The organism is Shewanella sp. POL2, assembly GCF_000282755.1.
In the GTDB taxonomy this organism is placed as follows: domain Bacteria; phylum Pseudomonadota; class Gammaproteobacteria; order Enterobacterales; family Shewanellaceae; genus Shewanella; species Shewanella xiamenensis.
Genome location: NZ_AKZL01000079.1, coordinates 1 through 21,283 on the forward strand (window position 1 = coordinate 1; position 21,283 = coordinate 21,283).

At 46.2% G+C, this 21,283-nt stretch carries 22 protein-coding genes; 10 read left to right on the forward strand and 12 right to left on the reverse strand.

The features are described 5' to 3' along the window. Positions 1-755, forward strand: a 755-nt coding sequence (locus SHEWPOL2_RS17390; protein WP_037430142.1) for a DUF3530 family protein, incomplete at its 5' end; no start/stop codon positions are given. Between the two features lie 123 nt (positions 756-878). Here SHEWPOL2_RS17390 and SHEWPOL2_RS17395 read toward each other — a convergent pair. Next, the gene (locus SHEWPOL2_RS17395) at positions 879-1,685 is read right to left on the reverse strand and encodes a crotonase/enoyl-CoA hydratase family protein (protein WP_037430144.1); all 807 of its coding nucleotides are present in this window, start codon (positions 1,683-1,685) and stop codon (positions 879-881) included. A 572-nt stretch (positions 1,686-2,257) separates the two neighbouring features. Here SHEWPOL2_RS17395 and SHEWPOL2_RS17400 point away from each other — a divergent pair. Together SHEWPOL2_RS17400 and SHEWPOL2_RS17405 are read left to right on the forward strand one after the other, a co-directional pair. Then, complete coding sequence (locus SHEWPOL2_RS17400) at positions 2,258-3,253, forward strand: response regulator (RefSeq protein ID WP_037414066.1); 996 nt, start codon at positions 2,258-2,260, stop codon at positions 3,251-3,253. An 18-nt stretch (positions 3,254-3,271) separates the two neighbouring features. Beyond that, on the forward strand, positions 3,272-4,243 hold the full coding sequence (locus tag SHEWPOL2_RS17405; protein ID WP_037430146.1) for a sensor domain-containing diguanylate cyclase: 972 nt from the start codon (positions 3,272-3,274) through the stop codon (positions 4,241-4,243). A 66-nt stretch (positions 4,244-4,309) separates the two neighbouring features. On the opposite strand, the gene rraB is transcribed toward SHEWPOL2_RS17405, so the two are convergent. The 6 genes from rraB to SHEWPOL2_RS17435 all read right to left on the reverse strand — a co-directional run bounded on the left by rraB (position 4,310) and on the right by SHEWPOL2_RS17435 (position 8,913). Then, a complete protein-coding gene (rraB, locus tag SHEWPOL2_RS17410; protein WP_037414069.1) occupies positions 4,310-4,717 on the reverse strand; it encodes a ribonuclease E inhibitor RraB in 408 nt (135 codons plus the stop codon). Between the two features lie 43 nt (positions 4,718-4,760). Next, complete coding sequence (locus SHEWPOL2_RS17415) at positions 4,761-5,504, reverse strand: 1-acylglycerol-3-phosphate O-acyltransferase (RefSeq protein ID WP_037414070.1); 744 nt, start codon at positions 5,502-5,504, stop codon at positions 4,761-4,763. Between the two features lie 185 nt (positions 5,505-5,689). Beyond that, on the reverse strand, positions 5,690-6,463 hold the full coding sequence (locus SHEWPOL2_RS17420) for a metal ABC transporter permease (RefSeq protein WP_037430149.1): 774 nt from the start codon (positions 6,461-6,463) through the stop codon (positions 5,690-5,692). Positions 6,464-6,467: 4 nt separating this feature from the next. Continuing rightward, positions 6,468-7,376, reverse strand: coding sequence for a zinc ABC transporter substrate-binding protein (locus SHEWPOL2_RS17425; RefSeq protein ID WP_037430150.1), 909 nt, complete (start codon positions 7,374-7,376; stop codon positions 6,468-6,470). Further along, positions 7,360-8,541 carry a membrane protein gene (locus SHEWPOL2_RS17430; protein WP_037430151.1) on the reverse strand — a complete coding sequence of 394 codons (1,182 nt, stop codon included), beginning with the start codon at positions 8,539-8,541 and terminating at the stop codon, positions 7,360-7,362. The genes SHEWPOL2_RS17425 and SHEWPOL2_RS17430 overlap by 17 nt, the downstream gene beginning before the upstream one ends. A gap of 81 nt (positions 8,542-8,622) precedes the next feature. Next, positions 8,623-8,913, reverse strand: a complete 291-nt coding sequence (locus SHEWPOL2_RS17435; protein WP_037430153.1) for a hypothetical protein — start codon at positions 8,911-8,913, stop codon at positions 8,623-8,625. Between the two features lie 244 nt (positions 8,914-9,157). Here SHEWPOL2_RS17435 and SHEWPOL2_RS23365 point away from each other — a divergent pair, with 244 nt between their 5' ends. After that, on the forward strand, positions 9,158-9,283 hold the full coding sequence (locus tag SHEWPOL2_RS23365) for a hypothetical protein (RefSeq protein WP_011621366.1): 126 nt from the start codon (positions 9,158-9,160) through the stop codon (positions 9,281-9,283). Positions 9,284-9,367: 84 nt separating this feature from the next. Here SHEWPOL2_RS23365 and SHEWPOL2_RS17445 read toward each other — a convergent pair whose 3' ends face one another. Further along, complete coding sequence (locus SHEWPOL2_RS17445) at positions 9,368-9,697, reverse strand: hypothetical protein (RefSeq protein ID WP_037430156.1); 330 nt, start codon at positions 9,695-9,697, stop codon at positions 9,368-9,370. Positions 9,698-9,918: 221 nt separating this feature from the next. Between SHEWPOL2_RS17445 and SHEWPOL2_RS17450 the strand changes: the two genes are divergently transcribed. Beyond that, positions 9,919-11,571 carry a mechanosensitive ion channel family protein gene (locus SHEWPOL2_RS17450; RefSeq protein WP_037430158.1) on the forward strand — a complete coding sequence of 551 codons (1,653 nt, stop codon included), beginning with the start codon at positions 9,919-9,921 and terminating at the stop codon, positions 11,569-11,571. Positions 11,572-11,652: 81 nt separating this feature from the next. Here the strand turns inward: SHEWPOL2_RS17450 and SHEWPOL2_RS17455 are convergent, their stop codons facing one another. Next, positions 11,653-13,365 carry a formate--tetrahydrofolate ligase gene (locus tag SHEWPOL2_RS17455; protein WP_037430160.1) on the reverse strand — a complete coding sequence of 571 codons (1,713 nt, stop codon included), beginning with the start codon at positions 13,363-13,365 and terminating at the stop codon, positions 11,653-11,655. 239 nt (positions 13,366-13,604) lie between these two features. Here SHEWPOL2_RS17455 and SHEWPOL2_RS17460 point away from each other — a divergent pair, with 239 nt between their 5' ends. Further along, entirely contained in the window at positions 13,605-14,495 is an 891-nt protein-coding gene (locus tag SHEWPOL2_RS17460; RefSeq protein WP_037430162.1) for an aldo/keto reductase, read from the forward strand. Positions 14,496-14,562: 67 nt separating this feature from the next. Here SHEWPOL2_RS17460 and SHEWPOL2_RS17465 read toward each other — a convergent pair whose 3' ends face one another. Further along, positions 14,563-15,393, reverse strand: coding sequence for a MaoC/PaaZ C-terminal domain-containing protein (locus tag SHEWPOL2_RS17465; RefSeq protein ID WP_080612392.1), 831 nt, complete (start codon positions 15,391-15,393; stop codon positions 14,563-14,565). Positions 15,394-16,051: 658 nt separating this feature from the next. Here SHEWPOL2_RS17465 and SHEWPOL2_RS17470 point away from each other — a divergent pair. After that, entirely contained in the window at positions 16,052-16,840 is a 789-nt protein-coding gene (locus tag SHEWPOL2_RS17470; RefSeq protein WP_037430166.1) for a methyltransferase domain-containing protein, read from the forward strand. 140 nt (positions 16,841-16,980) lie between these two features. Here the strand turns inward: SHEWPOL2_RS17470 and SHEWPOL2_RS17475 are convergent, their stop codons facing one another. Then, positions 16,981-17,877, reverse strand: coding sequence for a TraB/GumN family protein (locus SHEWPOL2_RS17475; protein ID WP_037430171.1), 897 nt, complete (start codon positions 17,875-17,877; stop codon positions 16,981-16,983). Positions 17,878-17,925: 48 nt separating this feature from the next. On the opposite strand from SHEWPOL2_RS17475, the gene SHEWPOL2_RS17480 reads away from it, so the two are divergent. Both SHEWPOL2_RS17480 and SHEWPOL2_RS17485 read left to right on the forward strand, forming a co-directional pair. Then, positions 17,926-18,234 (forward strand): hypothetical protein, encoded by a 309-nt coding sequence (locus SHEWPOL2_RS17480; protein WP_037414094.1) that lies wholly within the window; start codon positions 17,926-17,928, stop codon positions 18,232-18,234. 98 nt (positions 18,235-18,332) lie between these two features. Next, a complete protein-coding gene (locus tag SHEWPOL2_RS17485) occupies positions 18,333-20,087 on the forward strand; it encodes a GGDEF domain-containing protein (RefSeq protein WP_037430172.1) in 1,755 nt (584 codons plus the stop codon). A gap of 13 nt (positions 20,088-20,100) precedes the next feature. Here the strand turns inward: SHEWPOL2_RS17485 and SHEWPOL2_RS17490 are convergent, their stop codons facing one another. Next, positions 20,101-20,625 (reverse strand): DUF3016 domain-containing protein, encoded by a 525-nt coding sequence (locus SHEWPOL2_RS17490; RefSeq protein WP_037430174.1) that lies wholly within the window; start codon positions 20,623-20,625, stop codon positions 20,101-20,103. Positions 20,626-20,895: 270 nt separating this feature from the next. Between SHEWPOL2_RS17490 and SHEWPOL2_RS17495 the strand changes: the two genes are divergently transcribed. After that, positions 20,896-21,204 (forward strand): hypothetical protein, encoded by a 309-nt coding sequence (locus SHEWPOL2_RS17495; RefSeq protein WP_037430176.1) that lies wholly within the window; start codon positions 20,896-20,898, stop codon positions 21,202-21,204. The last annotated feature ends 79 nt before the right edge of the window (positions 21,205-21,283 follow it).

Sequence of the window (21,283 nt, forward strand, 5' to 3'; positions counted from 1 at the left end):
ATGAGATCAAACAAATCACCATAGATGACCAACCACTTGAACTCTTAGTCCGCTCGTGGGAAGGCCGAAAAAAACTCGGTGCAGCCATTATTTTACCCGCCACTAATGGCACCGCCGATGCGCCCGGATTAATGGCCTTTGTCCGACGTAATATCAATGCTGCCGGCTGGGCGAGCTTAAGCCTCACGCCGCCAACAGAACCACCAGCGCCCAATTTTGCCACCCCAGCAACTGAAGTCGCGACTGCGGGGTCAGCGCAATTAACCGCGCCTTCCAATAAACCAAGTCAAAAGGTAAAGCCGGAAGACAGTAATAAGCATCTCCTTGAGCAAGAAGACTTTCTCGTTAAAAGCATGTCACAGCTCGACAGCGTTGGTAGCGATTATCCTGGTAAACGAGTGCTGATCACCGCCGATCAAAGTGCTGGATTATTGATAAGCCTATTAAGCCAAAAGAAAATTGCCGATCCCGATGTATTGATTGTCATCAATCCCTACAGTGAAGACGAAACGCGCAACCAAGCCATAGCCGAGAAGCTCGCTAAACTCACGATGCCGATACTCGATATTCAATCACCCGATGGTCACCCCGCCTCATTAGAAACGGCTGCACAACGTAAAACGCTGGCAGTGACCTTAGAGGCACCCAATTATCGGCAGACAACGCTGGCATTGAATCTGGATAATGAAAGCGCTTGGCAGAATTGTTTAACGGCCATAAGAGGATTCGCCGCCCGAATGAGCGGCGCCTATTGAAATTTGAATCCCCTGATTTTACGAGCACGGCTTGCTAGTACAAAATAAAGCTCGACACATCAACGCTGCCTCAGCATTAAGGAAGTCTTTACCATGGCTTTCTCGCTAAGGGCATCAACTAAGTTACCAGCCAGACTGGCGATCCTTGTAGGGTTTAGTGGGATCTTTTAGCTGGCGAACTGCCGCAATAGTGCGATTTTTGCCTAGCAGCAATCTCACTTGGCTCCATGACTCGCGGCAAAGCAAAGAACGGACCGATGCAGTCCAACTACGGTTAATACTCAACTTAATTGCCGCAGCCGCATCGGGGGAGGTATTGAGGAGTTCTTCCGCCAATTGCTGCGCGCTTAACATTGGGTTATCACTTAACTGAGTGACTAATCCTAAGGCTTTAGCCTCTTCGCCAGAGAGCACTTTTGCCGTGAGACTGAGTAACATCGCTTGATCCTTTGGCATAATTTGCCGCAATGCCACTAGGCCTGCCATATCGGGCACCAGCCCCCATTTGGCCTCCATAATGGATAACTTACTGTCAGGGCTTGCAATCCTAAAATCCGCACCTAAAGCGATTTGCATTCCTCCACCATAACAGCAGCCTTCCAATACCGCGATAACGGGTACAGGTAAACGCTGCCAGCCAAGGGATACTCTTTGGGCTAGGTTGGCATTGCCTGGCAACCCTTTAAACAGCAATTTAACTGCTTGCATCGGCGCAGACATCACGCTTTTGACATCCAAGCCAGAACTAAAATGACCTCCGGCGCCAGATAAAATTACTAGCCGAATACGCGGATCTGATTTAATCCTTTTGATGGTTTTATCGAGTTCGCTAAACATCAAATAATTAATTGCATTGAACTTTTCTGGACGATTAAGCACAACATTTGCGATGCCATTCTCAACCGTAACTTGCACACAACGCTCACCCATGAAATATCCTGCTACTGGTCAGTCCAGACCAAATGTTAACATGTTTGGCATGATTAACCAAAACATGTAACATAAGGCCGAATTTTGACTTTAGTCAAAATATTGTCAGTCACCGTTAAGTATTAGTGTGCGATTATGTTAGGCTGCAATCTAAAACCTAACAAATTCTGATTTATGAAGCTGTTAGAATAAATTTACGATGCTGTTCAGCCCATGCCAGCGTCTAATTTGAACAAAATGCATCTCTAGCAACTCCGCTTACCTACAGCATGTATACCTGTGCAGATAGAGAATCGATACTGTAGACATCTGTTGATGGATTAAGCATATAGATGGTCGCAAAATCGAGGTATTTTTTGCGATAAATAACGAAGTTAACTTAGCTAACCACAATTTTAATCGCACTATGCCTTTAGAATTTAATGGCAAGATAAATAAAATTAGCTAATTAAATCTATAAGTTATATATAGATGATGTAAATCAAACTTGCCCGAAGCACATAATTCGTCACTCAAACATGAAGAATTAGTGTTATCTTCAATAAATGGGCAAATAAGGATCTGTAGTCAGCATGACAATCTCTGTACTCATCTGTGACGATTCCGCTATGGCGCGTAAACAAATGGCTCGCACCCTTCCCAAAGAATGGGATGTCGAGATTACCTACGCGACCAATGGTGCCGAAGGGTTAGATGCCATTCGCGCAGGTAAAGGCGAAGTGGTCTTCCTCGATCTCAATATGCCCGTAATGGATGGTTATGAAGTACTACAAACCGTTCAACAAAACGATCTCCCCGCCCTTATCATTGTGGTCTCGGGTGATATACAAATCAAAGCTCATGAACGTGTTAAAGCTCTAGGTGCATTGGACTTTATCCAAAAACCCGTCAGTGCTGATGCCATCAGTAATATCCTCCAGGAGTACGGCATTCTTACCCTAACGCAGAAAGATCAGGTGGAAGACACGCCGATGATCAAAGTCGATATGCGTGATGCCTGCCAAGAGATCGCTAACGTTGCCATGGGCCGTGCAGCCGATTTGCTCGCCAAATTACTCGACGTATTTGTCCTATTACCTATCCCCAATGTGAACGTGCTCGAAGTCAGCGAACTGACCATGGCTCTGAAAGCAACAGAAGAAAGCTCAACTGTTTCAGCACTTTGCCAAGGATTTATTGGTGCAGGCGTTGCGGGTGAAGCACTGTTGTTATTCCATGATTCAAGCTTTAAAGATATGGCCAAGCTCATGGGGGTTGCAAATCCTGAGGATAAGAATACCGAGATTGAAGTACTGATCGACACGGGGAACGTATTGATTGGTGCATTCCTGAATGGGATCTCAGAACAACTCGATATGAAATTCAGCCAAGCCCATCCTGTGGTGTTGGGCCGTCACTGTACAGTGAATGATCTTATCCATGATAATTCGGAAAAATGGCACAGAACATTAGCGATGGAAATCAACTATCGTATTGAAAATCATAATATTCAATGCGACTTACTGTTGCTCTTTACCGAAGACTCTATTCCGACACTGAGCTACAAACTCGGTTATTTACTCGATTAATCAGTTGGACTTTACCTTATGTCAAACGATCAAAGCGCAATGAACGAACTCCATTGGCTAATCGATATGGTACAAACCATAGAAGTGGGTCTCGTGGTATTAGATCGCGATTATAATATCCAACTGTGGAACGGCTTTATGGAAAACCATAGTGGCGTTTCACCCAATTCTATTAAAGGTCAAAACCTGTTTAGCCGCTTCCCAGATTTGCCAGCTACTTGGCTAAAGCAAAAAATGGAATCGGTTTTTATGCTCAAAAATCGAGCATTTATTAGTTGGGAACAAAGACCTTACGTGTTTCAGTTTAAAAACTATCGTCCAATTACTGGGCGCGCCGATTTTATGTACCAGAACGTAACTTTGCTGCCTCTCGCTTCATTAACAGGCAAAATTACCCATATCAGTGTGATTATTTATGATGTCACCGATATCGCCGTGAATAAGTTGCAGATCAAGGCCGCCAACGAACAGTTAGAGCGTCTTAGTCAAACCGATGGATTAACGCAACTGCATAATCGCCGCCATTGGCAACTATGCTTGGAACACGAGTACGATCTCTATGCCCGTTATTCCGGTGTAGCAAGCTTGGTGATGATTGATATTGATCATTTCAAAAATATCAATGACACCTACGGCCACCTTGCAGGTGACAAGGTTATTCAACATATCGCCCATCTTCTGAGTCATTCATTGCGGGAAACCGACTGTGTCGGTCGCTATGGCGGCGAAGAGTTTGCGGTAGTCATGCCCAATACCAGTGGCACCGATGCCCTCAACTTTACCGAGCGTTTGAGGGAAAAGATCGCTGAATCCACCGTAGTGTATGAGGGGCTGAAGATTAAAGTGACTGTCAGCCTTGGCGTATGTGAAATAGGCAAACATATTACGAGCAGTTCAAGTTGGATTTCCTGCTCAGACAAAGCGCTTTACGAGGCCAAACAGAAAGGCCGAAATTGTAGCGTCCTACATGCAGCAGCAATTTCCACTTAATTAGGCTTAATAAAGTAAAAGCCCATCATTGATGGGCTTTTACTTTATAAGAATTATGACAACGTATTAATGTGGAAAACCATCGTCCTGTTCGTCATCTTCTTCGTCTTCATCTTCTTCATCGCCAACAAAGTAAGTACCCCAACCGTCATAATCCACTTTTTGCTTGGCTGCGAGTTGCAATAACTGTTCAGTCGCTTTGTCTAATAATGGAATTTCTAACTTGTGATAAGCAACAGCGTCAAAACAGAAAATCACCGAACCATCTTCCAATTCCATTTCTTCAGCATCATTGACTTCAAATCCAAGTTTGAATGCATCAACCGCAGCCTTTTCTAAGCGCTCAAAATTGCTCGATGAAAAATGGTGCTCAATGGTGTATTCAGCATCTGGCTCTGAGCCATCGTCGAGCAAGGCTTGCACTATGTCACGATTCTCGGCGAATTGGGCTTTTAACTGACTTTCAATAGACATGGACTTGTCTCCGTTAAGATAAAACTGGCTCAAATTGGCGTTATTATACGTCATCAGCCGGGATAGTTTTACCCATTAATGTTGCCGCTTCGCGATTTATCTCGTTAAATTTTGCCGACATAATCTCGTGCACCTGTGCCGAAAAGGCTTTCGCGTCAGCTTTATCCAAACCTTCAGTCGGGATTGGCGCCATCATCTCAATAATCACCACACCATTATCCCAACGGTTCAAATCAATATGACTTTGGCATGACGTCAACACGGGTACGACTGGCACACCAGCCGCAATCGCAGTGTGGAAAGCTCCCGCTTTGAAGGGCAACAGTCCGCGCCCCCGTGAGCGCGTACCCTCAGGGAAAATCCACACGGAAAGACGATTCTGCTTAATTTTTTCCGCCGTTTTCGCCATGGTATCAAAAGCACTATTGCGATTTTTTCTATCGATCAGAATATTACCTGAAAGCCAATAGATCTGGCCAAACAAGGGGATCCACACTAAGCTCTTTTTCCCTAAGCTCACAGTGCCTTTAGGTACCGCTTTAGTATGTGTGAATAAATCGAAGTTATTTTGATGATTTCCAAGAAATATATAGGGGCCATCCTGCACTTCCTTAGGCCGACGTACTATGACTTTAAGCCCTAAAATCGGCGCTGCGGATGAAAAGATCTTGGCGAACATATGTACATTGTCACGGTGACGAGGTCGTAATAGGCAAACCAAACCACCAAAAATAAATGCAAGTAACAATGACACCGCCAACAACACAGATCTGACAATTAATAGCACGACATACTCCAAGGGTGAAAGTGGCGACAGTATAGCCACCCAGCCCTAGGGACTCAATATAATGTTTACATCTGTTAGCTGAGTTGCTAACAATCAAACAAAAGCCCATCGTTACTCACGCAATAAGCGTATCGATGGGCTTTTAAATCAATATCAACGCCTAACACTCAGCATAAAACCTAGCGTTAGATCTGACTCACTGTAGCCATTTTGCTTAAGCCTACACGAAATACCAGTGCACTGACTGCCAAGGTTGCGACAATCGCCGCCCCACTCGGTAAATCCATGGTTGCCGATAATACCAGACCAAGTAAGTAACCCATAAGGCCGACCAGATAGGCGTAAAACAAGCCGTTTTTACCTTGGTATTTATTCAGAGCAAGTGCAGGTAAAATCAAGGTACTAAATACTAAATAGACGCCCACCAGCTCAACCGACAACGTAATAACTAGGGCAAACAGGAGATAGAATCCGGCACCATTTAATATTTGTGGCCGCCAAAAAATCAACGCCAACACCCCAGCATAAACCACTGTCGGTAACACTAATTGCGACCAACTCACCCAAAGGATCTGGCCCGACATCAATTGTTTTAGCAGCTCTGCACCATGGGGATCGTTCGCCAGCAATAGCATAGCGGCCACGGCCGATAGCACATAAAAACAACCGATCATGGCTTCTAACTCACCCGCCATTCGCTTAGATAACCAAGCGATAAACCCCGCCCCCGCAAGGGCGAATAAGGCCGGCATCCACGCATTAGAAAATGGCATCTCTTCTAACCTGTGGTCCATGTGCGCCACAATCGCCCCCAACGCGGCGACTTGCGCAATGGCTAAATCGATAAAGATGATCCCACGCTTAAGCACTTGTTTGCCAAGTACAATATGCGTTGAGAGCACTAAGATCCCCGCCGCCAGCGCTGGCAGCAGGATCGACATCAGTTCCAGATCCAACATAGGCTTATTTCACCCCGTTTAAGAGGGCTATCGCGCTGTCGTAGAGGCTGAAGAGATCTTGACTCGCATCGTTGCCACCTACCGACATTGGCAACATAAGCACAGGTAGATTAGCCTTTTCACCCAACCACTTAGCACCACGCTCATCCTGATAGGACGCCACAACTACAGCCAGAATATCGCCCTGCTCAGCACGGCTCAGCAAACTCGCTAAATGGCCGCTAGTCGGCGCCAGACCGGGTTTAGGCTCAAGATCAGCAGCTTGTTCAATCCCCAACCAGTTGAACAGATATCTAAAGCTGGTGTGATAGGCGATGACCTTTTTGCCTTTTAACGGTTTGGCTTGTTCTTCCCAACGAGGGATCGCCGCCTGCCAACGAGTGCTAAAATCCGCTAATGCCTTTTGGTAATTCGCCGCCTCGCTCGGGTCGAGTTGACTCATCTTAGCGCTGAGCGCATTCGCGACGCTTAGCAAACGAGTCGGATCGAAGTGAATATGCGGATTTCCCTGAGCATGCACATCACCCATGCTGCGGTCCACACTCGCTAACTTATCTAAGGTATCGATTTGATCGGCGGCGAAAAACAACCCCTGATCGGTAGAGCGAACCTTAGCGTTAGCCGACTTCATTTGCAGCATTGGCAGCCAACCGATTTCTAAATCGGCGCCCGCACAGACCACCAGATCCGCTTGGCGCATTTTGGCGATCAAACTCGGACGCGCCTGCACTTGATGCGGATCCTGTAAGGCCGTGGTTGCCGAATAAATGCTGGCGTTTGGAGCCAACTCTTTTGCCAATGCGGCATATTCGGGTTCACAGGCAAACACATTCAGCTCTGCATGGGCAAAGCCTGAACAGGCGAAAGACAGGGCCGCTGCGGCCGCTTTAACAAAATTAGAATTGATGCGCACCGTGAGCCCCCAGAGACATAATGTATTGAACAGTGAAAACATTGTCGTCTTCGATTCCATCGAAGTTAGTTCCCTTCTGATTGGTGTACTGGAAACGTACCGTCGAGAAATGGCTCGAATGCCACGCCAGACTCACCTCAGATTCCTTTAACTTCTGTCCATGGAAATGATCGCCATGGAGCTCTTGGGTATCCACCTCGCCGTAACGCACACCCGCAGACCAGCTAGGCGTGAATTGATATACGCTGCTCAGATACCAACCTTGATGATAATCCTTGCTCGGCGCATCCTCGGGATGAAGGTCGCTCGGCACAAAGTCAGTCACACGATAATACTCGCCGCTCAGGGTCAGGTTTTGGTATTTATAGTTACCATTTGGCGCCCATTTATACACAAAATCAGCACCATAGGTGTTTTTACCTGTGTAAGATGCCGCATGGCTGTGGTCATGGCCTTCCTCGGCAGTTTCGTCTTCGTGCTCATCGCCTTCTTCATGGGCTGTGACTTGACCGTTTTCGTTACGTAAGTAACTCAATCCCGCCTGCCATGAACTGTTATCCCCTATATCGCCACCGATTTTTGAATATAAGGTGTACACACCGACATTTTTAAACTCACGTTCGCCATGTTCATCGGCGGCGCGCATGCTCTCGCCCTTGAACGCTTCAGCGCCAATGGTCCAATACAAATCAGTTGGAGCAACAAAGTTTAAGCGCACGCCATCATCGAAGTAGTGGCCGCCGAAAAATGCACGGTAAGCAATCGGGCGGTCGGTGAATGAATCGGTATGTAAATGCTGGTTATTTAGATAACCGATATCCGACAGGAAACGTCCGCCACGGATGGAAAAACCCGCAGGCATTGCCATGGTTTGGATAAAGGCTTCTTCAAGATTAAGCTCGGTTTCACCATCATGCATCTCAACGACGGCGGTCACTTTGCCGTAGAACATGTCGTCAATATTGGCACTCATCGCCAACTCAGTTTCACCTAAACCAAATCCTTCGGCGGTTTCTGCCAATGGGCGTTCAGCCGTTTGATAATAGCCATTCAGCACCGCACTGATCGCTGGATTGGTTAAACTTGAGTCAGCGGCAAATAACGTCGGCGAAGCAAATGCGCACGCCAAGGCCACCAAAGAAATTCGGTTGTTAAAAACAGTCATGATATCTCCAAAATACAACTAGCACTCGATGACTAAGTTAAGTCATCAAGAAATACAATAAGTTAAAATATTAAAGTTGATTTAATGGAGAACAGGCGGCGCACGGCTTAGGTAAACACTGACGTGTTTGAAGAAGGTAACGGGTAAGACAAACTCACAAACATCAAATCGCTGTATCGCTAAATTTAACGTCTGCGGAGCTGTGAACAGAATTTTATTTAGCTGATGTTGATGGAAGCAGAGCGTACAGTGCGTCTTCGCCCCATCATCAAGGTGAGTCACACTATGGGCTGAGGCAACAAAAGACAGCAGTATCAATACGGCGGCAAGCCATATCGAAATTGTGCGTCTTAAGTGACTATCTAGTCTCACTCAGTCGTCCCCATAGTAAAAAGTGGCACAAGTTTAAGTCAGGCCGCTAGTAAGTTGCAATAAGGTAATGGTCAAGCAATGCGTTACAAGATATTTACCATTGCAACTGATGACGCCTTAAAAAGAGCACATTATTGGCAAAAAGAGTTATTTAAGATTAGCTTAAGTCAGTGAATCTATTATGTGCCCAGTGTTATACAGGCTAAATATTTAATTCTATTCAACCCAGCAAAAGGCAACCAAAATGCTAGCATTCTTTCGTGAAAACTTAGGATTAATCTTAGGGATAGTGATTTTCGGCGCAGTCATTTTGGGCGGGATTTATTACGTAGAACACTCATTAGAGAGTCAAGAACAGGTTATTCAATAACAGGTTCACCCTGTAAAACAATGTCGAGCCTCAGTGGTAGGCCCCTAAACGGCTCGACAGGGTTAAACCAGTGTCATCCCATCTCTAGCGATACTTTTGCCGTTGATCGCTATCGTCTTCCTTCTCTGGTGCCTCAATCGTTTGCAGCTGATCCATAAAATGACTCACCAACAGCAACATCACACAGAAGATCATCACAGGGATCAAAAAATGCCGCGTCGAGGCATCGAAGTAACTGTATAAGCCCGTCAGAACACTCGCATAAAAACCAAACAACTTTAACTTCAATAATTTAGGACTATGACCAAGCCACGCTGAACAATGGGGACATTGGACTTGGGCGTGAAAGCCCTTTCCGCGCTGCTGGGTAATTTGGGCAATTTTAATCGACTGATGACAATGGGAGCACAGCATGTAAAGTACATTCCTAACTATGGGGCGCTAAGTTTATCAGATCCTTATCCCATTCCGTCGAACTAATTAGCGTCGAGGTTTCAGAGCTTCATTCTATGGCCTAAAGCTGTAAACTGGCGCACAAATTTTAAACATTGTTAGTCTATTATGCTGTTGATATTTTACAGGGTTTAGCTCGACACCTATCATATACCTACCTCTTTTTGTGGAAGATAACGTCTATGCGCCGCTCGCTAATATTGATACTTGCCCTAAGCTTTCCACTACTGATGAGTGCCAAGGTATTCGCTGCAGATCCAGACCCCATTACAACCAGCCCAACCGCTTCGGCATCAAACGAAACCCAAAGTGAATTAACCACACTTCAGACCGCCATTAAAGAGGACATTGCGCGCTTAGGTCAATACCAAGGTGAATTACGCACCATTGTTGAATATCGCATTCAAAATAAGACCTTACAGTTACGCAATAAGATTAAAGCACTCTTGGATGATAATACTTACGATAAAACTTTTATGCTGGCTCTAATCCAAGAGCAATTGCAGTTTAATCTGAAAATTAACGACTACTTTAATGATCTCATCACCAAGTTGGCTCAAAAACTTGGCACGGCGGATGATGAAGCCACCTTACTCGAGATCTCAAAACGTGAACTCGACAAAGACAATAACTACAAGCAACGGCTTGAGACCTTAAACTGGCTAACCCAAATTGGCCAAGATGTAACAGCTGAAAAAACACAGCTCACCCAACTCCTGCTTAACCGCGCCGATAACTTCGACAGCTTTGTCACTTACACCCAACAGCAGTTACAAAATGCGGTAAATGATGCCACCAATGCAGGGAAAGACGTTACCGCAGCGCAAACCAGTCGCGTGATACAACTAAAAGAACGTTTAGCACAAAACAGCCAGAGCCTCAGCACCAATATCGAGTTACTGGATGCACTAGGGCAAAACACAGCCTTGCTGAAAAAGACCTTGTTTAGTATTTCAGGTGATATTACGCAGGACGTATTAAACATTGATGTGGCATCGAGCTTAATAGAGCAATGGCTAAATACTGCGAAGGATCAAGCCATTAATCATGGACCAACATTGGTCTTTAAGTTATTTATCTTCTCTCTGATCCTGTTTGTCGCGGGTCTTGCAGGCAAACTGGTGAAAAAAATTGTCAGTAATACCGTTAGCAACTCTAAGTTGAATTTCAGCAAGTTACTACAAGACTTCTTTACCTCACTCTCGGGCAAGGCAGTATTTACTATCGGCGTACTGATTGCTTTATCCCAGCTTGGTATCGAATTAGGCCCCTTACTGGCTGGCTTTGGTATCGCGGGTGTGATCATCGGTTTTGCCCTGCAAGATACTCTGTCCAACTTTGCTTCAGGCATGATGATTTTGATCTATCGTCCGTATGATGTCGGCGATTTGATTAATGCGGCTGGCGTATCGGGGCGCGTTAGCCATATGAGCCTAGTCTCTACCACCATTAAAACATTAGATAACCAGAGACTTATCATTCCCAACAATAAGATTTGGGGGGATACCATCAACAATATTACCGCCGAGCACCAGCGCCGAGTCGATATGACATTTGGCATCGGCTATGGCGATAGCATTGAGCAGGCCGAAGCGGTACTAAAATCGATTGTTGAGGCGCATCCTAAAGTGCAAAAAGTACCGGCTCCACTCATCAAGTTGCACGTATTAGGAGAATCCTCGGTCGACTTTATCGTCCGCCCCTGGGCAAAACCAGAAGACTATTGGGATGTATATTGGGATATCACCCGTGAGGTGAAAATGCGCTTTGATGCTGAGGGTATCAGCATTCCTTTCCCACAGCGCGATGTGCATATTTACCAAACCAGTAAATAGTCTTTCGTCAAAGCGAATTCTTAACAAAAGGCGCAATCTTTGATTGCGCCTTTTCATCTTTACATTCAAATGGCTAACAAACTAACCTAATCCAGTAATCTCACCATCAGCGGTGATATCTATCTTTAAATAACCAGGGGTTAACCCAAGCCCTGGCATAGTCATCACATTACCTACCAATGCCGTGATAAACCCAGCCCCCGCATGCAGTACCAATTCACGCACGGGTACCATAAAGCCTTGAGGGACACCTTTAAGCTGAGGATCGTGGCTAATGGATAAGGGTGTTTTCGCCATGCAAACAGGTAAATGCCCATAACCAAGCGAGTTGAGCTCCTGTAATTGCAGCTTAGCCGCATCGGATAAGCTCACCCCTGCGGCGCCATAACCCACTTCAGCTAAGGTCGATAATTTAGCTTCTAAGTCCATATCATCAGGATATAACAACCGAAACTCGCTTGGCTGCTCACAGGCACGGATTACGGTTTGTGCGAGGCTAATGGCGCCGATTTCACCTTGGCTAAAAGCCTCGCTAAGTTCGCAACCAAATGCCGCGGTAGCACTTACAGCCTCAATTAACCAGTTAAGCTCGGCGTCCGTATCGGTGGCAAAACGATTGATAGCAACAACAACGGGAATACCGTAACGCGCTACATTGTTGATATGCCAGTTTAAGTTGGCAAAACCCGCCTCGAGACGGACTTGGTCTGGTACATTAATATCCGCATCGGACGTTAGGCCACTATTGGCCTTAAGTGCTTTCAAAGTGGTCACTAATACGGCGGCGCTCGGGGTTAATCCCGACTGACGCGCCTTGATATTACAGAACTTTTCAAAGCCCATATCAGAACCAAACCCACCTTCGGTCACCACAAAATCGGCTAACTTTAACGCAATATCATCGGCAATCACCGATGAGTTGCCATGGGCGATATTGGCAAAGGGGCCCCCATGAATAAGACAAGGAGCACCGTTTAAGGTCTGCATTAAAGTGGGTTTTACCGCCTCCGCCATAATCGCTGTCATCGCACCTGCGACACCAAGATCTTGCGCACTAATGGTTTCCCCTTGACGATTAAGGGCTAGCACTAACTTACCTATACGTGCGCGCATATCCGCCAGATTGCCGCTCAGCGCCAGAATCGCCATTAACTCTGAAGCGGCAGTAATATCAAATCTTGAATGATAAGCAGGACCGTTGTTTTCACCCAATCCCACCTCAATTTCCCGCAAGCAACGGTCGTTATGATCAACCACCCTGTGCCAACGAATACCCTTAGGCTCAATATCTAAATACCTTAATCCCGATTGACGCTCATATTCCGCCCGCCCCAAACGCGTCTCATGGTAAAGCCGAGAAGCAATCGCCGCTGCACCAAGATTATGTGCGCTACTCACAGCATGAATGTCGCCTGTTAGGTGCAAATTCAGCTCCTGCATGGGCACCACTTGGGCGTAACCACCGCCTGCGGCGCCACCTTTCACCCCAAATACAGGCCCCATACTTGGCTGGCGAATACAGGCACAGACTTTGTTGCCGAGCGCCTTGAGCGATTGCGTTAAACCAATAGTCGTCACGGTTTTGCCTTCACCATGGGGCGTTGGCGTCACTGCGGTCACAATAATCAGCTTCCCCTTTGGTTGCCCGGCTAAGCGCTGCTGTACTTGTGGCTCCACCTTAGCTTTGGTATGACCAAATAGCTGCATCTCTTCGGGCAACAACCCAAACTCTGCACCAAGTTGTGCGATATCTTTTAGATGCGCGCGGCGCGAAATCTCCATATCGGTTAGCATGGGTAATATTTTCCTCTGGAACTTTGGTATACAAACTTTTATAGGAAATGAGTATACGGAACAAAAGCGTGCAAACAGTTTGTATCAGCCACCGCTGATTGAATATGGCGGATAGTAGGTGATTAGCTTTAAGATATATAGCCATCGAAAGGGTTAATGAGCGATTCCTTAATCTGCATCAAATAAATCGACCAAGGCCCTTCACCCTACAAAATACAGATTCCCAAAAGAGAAACAACATGAACGGATCCCCTTTTACTTTTTCAGAGTTTGTTGCCGGCTTTTGGCGAATGCACAATTGGCAAATGTCACCCGCCGAGCGACTTAATCTGATAGAACACTATTTAGACCTAGGTGTGACCACTATGGACCACGCCGATATTTACGGCCAATACCAGTGCGAAGCCCTGTTCGGCGAAGCATTAGCGCTAAAACCCGCCTTAAGACAGCAGATGCAATTAGTGAGCAAATGCGGCATAAAACCCGCCTTCAATTGCCGTCCCGAGCGCTACGTGAACCATTACGACACCTCCAAAGCGCATATTATTGCCAGCGTGGAGCAATCACTAAAGTCGCTTAAAACCGATTATATAGATCTGTTGCTGATCCACAGACCCGATCCTTTAATGGACGCCGATCTAGTGGCCGATGCCTTTGCTGACTTAAAACAAGCTGGGAAAGTGCAACATTTTGGGGTATCTAACTTCACCAATGCGCAGTTGTCATTATTGCAGTCGAGATTAACTGAGCCCTTAGTCACTAATCAGCTGGAGATCTCTCCGCTAATGATGGCGAGTTTACACGATGGCAGTCTCGATTTATGTCAGGAGCGGCGCATTCGGCCGATGGCTTGGTCCTGCTTAGGCGGCGGAAAAATCTTTGACAATAGCCATCCACAGGCCATTCGCTTGCAACAAACCTTAGCAGTCATCGCCGATGAGATTGGCGCCCAAGATATCAGCCAAGTGATTTATGCTTGGGTGCGGATGTTACCGAGTCGACCCGTACCGATTATTGGCAGTGGTAATATCGCGAGGATAAAAACCGCGGTGGCCGCACGGACGCTCACATTAGACCGGCAGCAATGGTTTAGTATCTGGCAAGCATCAACCGGACACAGCGTGCCTTAACCCACGCCCCCCCCCTCAAACAACACCAACAATAACGGCGCACTTGGCGCCGTTATCTTGATCCTGCTTAAAGCTGTACTTCACCACTGAGGTGCGGTCTGCGACCTTTACTGTCTCGCAGCTCAAACACCCACTTGTCTGGCGACTTTTCGTAACCAAATCCCACTTCGGCAGGCATCAGTAACGGCAGCTTAAAGGCAACATCGACCACAAAGGGGCGCTCACCAATCTCAGGCATCAATTCCGCTAAGCAGCGCGCCTTAGACCACATACCATGGGCCAGCACTCGGTCAAAACCAAAACGTTTCGACAGCACCGGATGCAAGTGGATCAGGTTATAGTCACCCGACGCTTTGGCATAACGACGACCTAAATCTTCACTCAACTCCCATGATTGAGGCGAGTCCCAAGCCATTTCAAGTGCCTTTGGAGGACGAACGCGACGACCGGCAGTCTCTATGCGATAGAGGTAAGTCGACAGCGATTCCCACACCAATTCTTCGCCCACAAAGGCCTTAGAAACAAACTCAAATTCTAAGCCCGAATCAGTTTCACGGCTGGTTGTTAGCGCGCATTCCAGGGAAAACACGTCATCGACCGTCGTCGGGCGATAAACTTGAATACGGTTCTTTAAATGGATCATCCCAAGTAACGGGAAGGTAATGCCATCATGGGTAAAAATCACCGCGTGCAGGCGAAATGCCATCACATAAAGGTAGGTGGGAGGTAATATTTTACCGTCGAAATCAAAACCACACACTTGCGCATATTGGCTGACTTTTGCCTCGGACACCTTCACATTGGGCGCGCTCACCTTGATATAAGGCAGCGGCTGTTGATCCCAACCGGGTTTACGGCCAAAGAAAATCTTGCGATAAAGAGAAAACAGCGACGGCATCGCGTTCAATTCAACACAATATGCATTATTCAAGTCTGAGTACCTTTTAATTAACTATCCCTATGCACGGATAGCCAGCAATACCCCCGGACAGATGCATAACATCTGGAAAATCAAAAAATCACGAGTGTAAAACAGGCAAAACAGTGTCTTAAAAGGGCTGATGCTGACTCTCCGAATGGACAATTATACCCAAACAACCTGAAGATGAGGATTCAGCGGGAATGTAACGCTCTTTAGGCAAGGCGGTTATTTGCGGACCTAGTGGACTAAGTTAAAAATAACCAACACAGCATAAAGAGCGTTAAAACCCGCCGAGACGGAGCGCCTAGGGCACTCCACTTCGGTGTTGCATCAATTCACAAGGTGTTCACATTCCTTCATTGATGCGCCTTGAATTGAAGCCCCCTAGACGCTCTGAAACTCATATCTTCAGGTCGCTTGGGTATATTAGAGTCAGGTTTATCGAAAACGGCATGATTATACCCTAGAGGATCGAGTTCTGGGTATCCCTAAGTAAAGTAGGATTTTTTACCACCTTTAAAATCAAAAAGTTACACGCAACACCAAAAGCAACAATCATCGCAGCTACAGGAAAAGTGCGAAAATATGCCGCCTGTGCGACACTATCGCCCCCAGTCTTTAACTTAGTTAACCCGTGCAAGATAAGAATTTCGATAAACTCGCGCAAAAATTCGCGAAGAATATTTATGGCACGCCTAAAGGTGAAATCCGTGCTGCCGTGCTATGGCGCGATCTTGCTCCTGCATTAGCGCAATTTGGCGATAAAAAATTACGAATTTTAGATGCCGGCGGCGGTTTTGGTTACTTCAGCCAAAAGCTAGCACGTCTCGGACATGAAGTCGTACTGTGCGATATTTCCGCCGAAATGCTCGCCCAAGCGAAAGAGCAAATCGATGCCAGCGACACGCCATTGGCCATCAGCTTAGTACATTCGCCCATTCAAGCCTTATCGATTGCTGAACATGGCATGTTCGATCTTATCCTTTGTCATGCCGTGGTTGAATGGCTAGTCGATGCCAAGACCACCATGGAAGGCTTATTGACCATGCTTAAGCCCAATGGGCTGTTTTCGCTGATGTTTTATAATAAAGAAGCGATGCGATTCCATGCGCTCGTGTCGGGTAATTTCGACTATGTGGCCGCCGATCTAAAGGTGAAGAAGAAGGTACGCCTCACGCCAACGCACCCGCTTTATATCCATGATGTTAAACAATGGTTTGCCGGATGGCACATGACCCTGCAGCGCGAGTCGGGCGTGCGAGTGATCCACGATTATTTGAAAAAACAGCAAGCTGCGGATTTTGACTATCAAAAACTGCTGGCGATGGAGCTCGAATATTCGCAACGCGAGCCCTATATTTCGCTCGGTCGTTATGTGCATTTTTTAGGGCAAAGCGCTGCAACGTCCCAAGCATCTGAGTAATATCGCGAAATAATACAGGACGCCTTGGCGTCCTGTATTATTAAATCACCCGATGATTTGCTCCTAACTCAGTGCACCAAGTGCGTTAAAACTCAGAGTCCCAAGCACAATCCCAGTCAAATCACTAAATATCAGTATGATCAGTCACATTGCTCACGCCAACAGGCGGTTACTGTCGCGCCCTTCTGCTTAAGGAGTTGCACCACACTCTTATCGCCAACCACATGGCCCGCTCCCACCACTACAAATAAAGGCTCGCTAGCAGTTACTGAACCCATCAATCTTATTATCCCATCAGCCATGACTTTATTACGCTGCCAGAGAATTTTATCCAGCATCTGTGTATCACCCTCGCCACCCAGTTGCTCCTGCATTAGCGTATCCAGCGCGGCTTCATCACCACTGCGCCATGCATCAACCAGTGAGAGCAGCTCAGCATCCGGCGCATCAATAGCTTCACGTACCATTGCCCACTGGATTTGACTATCGAAGGAGGCAAGTAATTGAAACTGTGAGTCAGCCGTCTCTAACTCATAAACCGGCTTATCCCCGCGCCCAAGCAACTGCATGTCGACACCATAATCGGTGCTAAAACCTAAGCCATTGTAGCGTAATAGATTAAGTTGAGATGCCTGTAGCCAAGGCGCGAAAGCTTGAATTGACTGACATAAACTCGCTTTATCCCCACAATATTGGTTCATTGTAGCGACTGTTTGTTTATCTCTACTTTGCCAATCAAGCCCTTGCGCTGAATTTGCCATACCGTATTTTTGCAATAAGGCACGGCTATCAACCTTATTCATATCGATTTCGACAACAAGTCCTTTGGATTTGGCGAACGCCGCCTCAACTTGTGCAGGCATAGGATAAAAATCAGCACGACCAATATGAATAGAGCCCAGCAGATAAGCTGATTTCCCCTGCCATTGCACACGATAAAATGGCGGTTTATCCGAAGGTGCAGCCCAAGTTATCCCACCTGCAAACAGCGTAACACTTAAGAGTACGAGTAATAGTCGCCACCGACTTGTTGCCATATCCTTTGCCCCTTATAATTCCTGCAAATTTTGCAATGAGACGCTGTTATGCCACACACTAAGGTTATAGAGCAACTGAAAGAAAATCTTCAAATCGCCTATCGCCAAGCCATCGATGCCGACGCTAAGTTAGATGAATTGAAAAAAGCTGGCCATGGAAAATTCACGAGTATCTTTACAGCCGAACAAGGGTTTATGGTTTCAAGCAATCGCTTTTTGCCATACGTGCAAGAACTGGTCGATGACTTAACTAAATTGCAGCAACACACTAGCCTTGACCCCGTCGCACTCGAAACCTTAGTGCGTCAACTGGCCGCGCTGCTGCAAACGCTGCACGCCTTTAAAAAGCAAAGTTAATTCCATTTCCACGAGTGGATTTTCAGCCGCACAAATTGTCATCATTTTGTCATTTCTAAGTCATAGACTCCGCAAACATTGTTGCGGGGGCAGAAGTAATGACGAGTTTAGATCTAGCACAAGAGCTTGATAAGATAATTGCGAAGGGGGCAATCAGCCCCCTATTTCAGCCCATTTTCAATATATTGGAACATAAGATCCACGGCTTTGAGGCGCTCAGTCGTGGGCCAGAACACAGCCCACTTTATTCACCCGTTCCCCTCTTTAAAACCGCCGAGCATCAAGGCAAGTTGAGTGAGTTAGAAACCTTATGCCGCCGTATTGCGCTGGAGCAATTTAAGCTACGTCAGTTTCAAGGGCGCTTGTTTATCAATATTTCCCCAAAAGCCCTGCTCGATCCGGCTCACCCTAAAGGTATGACGCTGCAACTGTTGCAACAACTCGGGATTTCACCCTCACAAGTGGTAATTGAGCTGTCGGAGCAATATCCCGCCGATGACATTGATTTACTCAAATCTTGCCTGAATCACTATCGTAGCCAAGGATTTATGACGGCTATTGATGATTTAGGTGCAGGCTATTCGGGTTTACGGCTGTGGTCAGAGTTATCCCCCGACTATGTAAAAATCGATCGGCACTTTATCCACCAAATTGATTCGACCCCAGTTAAACAAGAGTTTGTGCGCTCGATTGTCGAACTCTGTCAAAGCCTTACTTGTAAAGTGATTGCCGAAGGAATTGAAACCCAAGAAGAACTAGCCGTACTTAAACAGCTAGGAATTGTTTATTGCCAAGGTTATTTGCTTGGACGTCCAGAGGCACAACCAAGTCGCGCAATGAAAGCGACCTTAGTCCCTAACAACACCCAAATTCAGCCAAGATATAGCGAATCCGCTGAAAGCCTCTGTACCAGTGCACTAACAGTGGTGCCGACACTCAAGCTGAAGCACCTAAGCGACACCTTTAGCGCCCAACCCACCTTACAAGCTGTCGTTGTGGCGCAAGATCAACTGCCGCTGGGGATTATTAGCCGAGCCACTCTGCTCGAACTTTTCAGTACCCCCTATGGTCGGGCGCTTCATGAAAATCATGCGGTTAGCGAGGTGATGGATCACCAAGTGCTACAAATTGAAGCTAACGAACCGCTCTCCATTGTGAGTCAGTTATTGACCTCGGAGAGCGCCAATACCGTCGCCCAGCAATTTATTATTCTGCGCCGAGGGCAATTACTCGGGATTGGCCACACCAAAGATTTGCTCCAGCGGATCACCGAGCACAGGATCAAGATGGCAAGGCATGCCAATCCCTTAACTGATTTACCCGGTAATGTGCCGATCCAAGAAGAACTAAAACGTCTCAGAACTCAACAAAAGCCTTTCTACTTGGCCTATTTTGACCTGTGTCAGTTCAAGCCTTACAACGATATTTACGGCTTTTGCCGCGGCGATGAGGTGATCTGCGAGGTCGCCAATCTATTAGTGAAATACAAGACGGACAACTGCTTTATTGGCCATGTGGGCGGCGATGACTTTGTGGTGATCAGTACCTGCAATCAACTTATCGATCGTTGCCAACGGATATTGACGGATTTTGAAACCAATAAACCTCTCTTCTATAGTGCCGAACATTGGCAAGCCCAAGAAATGCTGGCAGATGACAGGCAAGGACAAGCTTGTTATCACAAGTTGATCAGCCTATGCGTCGGCGTACTCACACCAGCCCATACCTTTAACTGCAATGAACACAGCCTATCGACCTTAAGTGCCAAGGCAAAAAAACAGGCAAAATCCGCAAGTAACGGATTTTGCCTGTTAGAAGAACAAGAAGAGACTCTTCAAGCCTTGAGTGCTTAGATGGGACTAATGCCTACAACTTAGGCGCAACGGTTTTTTTCAACCAATCGCTGAGCATTTTTGTTTCATACATAAATGGCTTGTCATTCACTGACTGAATGCCGGACATAAAGCCCATGTCGGAGAGTTTTTCATCCCCCGCGATGATCACTTTGTCATTTTCAAGCACTTGATAACTAAAGGTTATACGGGGTGGATAAAGATCTTTTATCACCCGTAAATCATCAGCTGTCGCCCCAAAGGTTGGACGCATATCGCCCGCTAAGTCGACATCAGTAACTGTCATCTCCAACTTTTGGTTCGGTTTTAAGACTTTTACGGCTTCTTTATTGATATTTGTGGTTAAGGTATCGAATAAACGCTTTTCATAACGGGACTGAATTTCGCCCGAAGATTTAATATCACGAAAATCTTTTGGATTTTGCCAAACAATCTTCACCACTCCGTCTTCAGTCACAGGGTCAGTTTTCGCCTCATCGGCGGCCCACACACTACTGCAACTCAACACACCGGCGAGTAATAGGAACTGGACTTTCATATTTGCCTCCTAAGCCTAATAGTTTCTGCGTTATACCGTACAAAATCTAACCTGAACTCGAGCTTAATGCAAAACGCTCCCCTTAACAGCACATAATCAGTAAGCTTTTGTATAAATTAGTAAATATGATAGAAAATTTCAGATGATATCGTATCTTTTTGTATCCAATACCCAATAAGGGATAAAGTTATTAATTTGTGACTTTTTAACGCGCATATTACCTAAAAAAGTATTATCCTTCGCACACTGTTTTATGACCTCTAATTAAAAATGAAATTCCCCGTTGTACCTGTATTTGTATTGATCCTACTTTCCTGTTTTACCAGCGCGATTTGGTTTATCTCCTCAGGGGAGAAAGACACGCGCCCAGAAACTTGGTCATCTTTTATTTATACCCATGGTTATGATTCTGGTAAGTATAAAAAAACTGATAATTTCAACAGCTATGAGGCCTGTCGAGACTTTGCCAAAGAGCAATCATCTTTTTACGATAACGTGCCTTGGGAATGCGGTCTAAAATGTGGTTTTGACTCCCGTAAACAGGGATTTCAATGCCAAGAGATGCGTAACGAGCAGTAAGGTTATGGTTCAGCCAAGGTTCAAGATATCCTAGGTAAGCTTAATTTCTAAGCAATACCTTTGGTTTTGTTGGTCATGG

Coding starts and splice junctions, on each gene's coding strand:
- SHEWPOL2_RS17395 (WP_037430144.1), bottom strand. CDS start 1,685: ATGGGTGAGCGTTGTGTGCAAGTTACGGTTGAGAATGGCATCGCAAAT.
- SHEWPOL2_RS17400 (WP_037414066.1), top strand. CDS start 2,258: ATGACAATCTCTGTACTCATCTGTGACGATTCCGCTATGGCGCGTAAA.
- SHEWPOL2_RS17405 (WP_037430146.1), top strand. CDS start 3,272: ATGTCAAACGATCAAAGCGCAATGAACGAACTCCATTGGCTAATCGAT.
- rraB (WP_037414069.1), bottom strand. CDS start 4,717: ATGTCTATTGAAAGTCAGTTAAAAGCCCAATTCGCCGAGAATCGTGAC.
- SHEWPOL2_RS17420 (WP_037430149.1), bottom strand. CDS start 6,463: ATGTTGGATCTGGAACTGATGTCGATCCTGCTGCCAGCGCTGGCGGCG.
- SHEWPOL2_RS17430 (WP_037430151.1), bottom strand. CDS start 8,541: ATGACTGTTTTTAACAACCGAATTTCTTTGGTGGCCTTGGCGTGCGCA.
- SHEWPOL2_RS23365 (WP_011621366.1), top strand. CDS start 9,158: ATGCTAGCATTCTTTCGTGAAAACTTAGGATTAATCTTAGGGATAGTG.
- SHEWPOL2_RS17445 (WP_037430156.1), bottom strand. CDS start 9,697: ATGCTGTGCTCCCATTGTCATCAGTCGATTAAAATTGCCCAAATTACC.
- SHEWPOL2_RS17450 (WP_037430158.1), top strand. CDS start 9,919: ATGCGCCGCTCGCTAATATTGATACTTGCCCTAAGCTTTCCACTACTG.
- SHEWPOL2_RS17455 (WP_037430160.1), bottom strand. CDS start 13,365: ATGCTAACCGATATGGAGATTTCGCGCCGCGCGCATCTAAAAGATATC.
- SHEWPOL2_RS17460 (WP_037430162.1), top strand. CDS start 13,605: ATGAACGGATCCCCTTTTACTTTTTCAGAGTTTGTTGCCGGCTTTTGG.
- SHEWPOL2_RS17465 (WP_080612392.1), bottom strand. CDS start 15,393: ATGCCGTCGCTGTTTTCTCTTTATCGCAAGATTTTCTTTGGCCGTAAA.
- SHEWPOL2_RS17475 (WP_037430171.1), bottom strand. CDS start 17,877: ATGGCAACAAGTCGGTGGCGACTATTACTCGTACTCTTAAGTGTTACG.
- SHEWPOL2_RS17480 (WP_037414094.1), top strand. CDS start 17,926: ATGCCACACACTAAGGTTATAGAGCAACTGAAAGAAAATCTTCAAATC.
- SHEWPOL2_RS17485 (WP_037430172.1), top strand. CDS start 18,333: ATGACGAGTTTAGATCTAGCACAAGAGCTTGATAAGATAATTGCGAAG.
- SHEWPOL2_RS17490 (WP_037430174.1), bottom strand. CDS start 20,625: ATGAAAGTCCAGTTCCTATTACTCGCCGGTGTGTTGAGTTGCAGTAGT.
- SHEWPOL2_RS17495 (WP_037430176.1), top strand. CDS start 20,896: ATGAAATTCCCCGTTGTACCTGTATTTGTATTGATCCTACTTTCCTGT.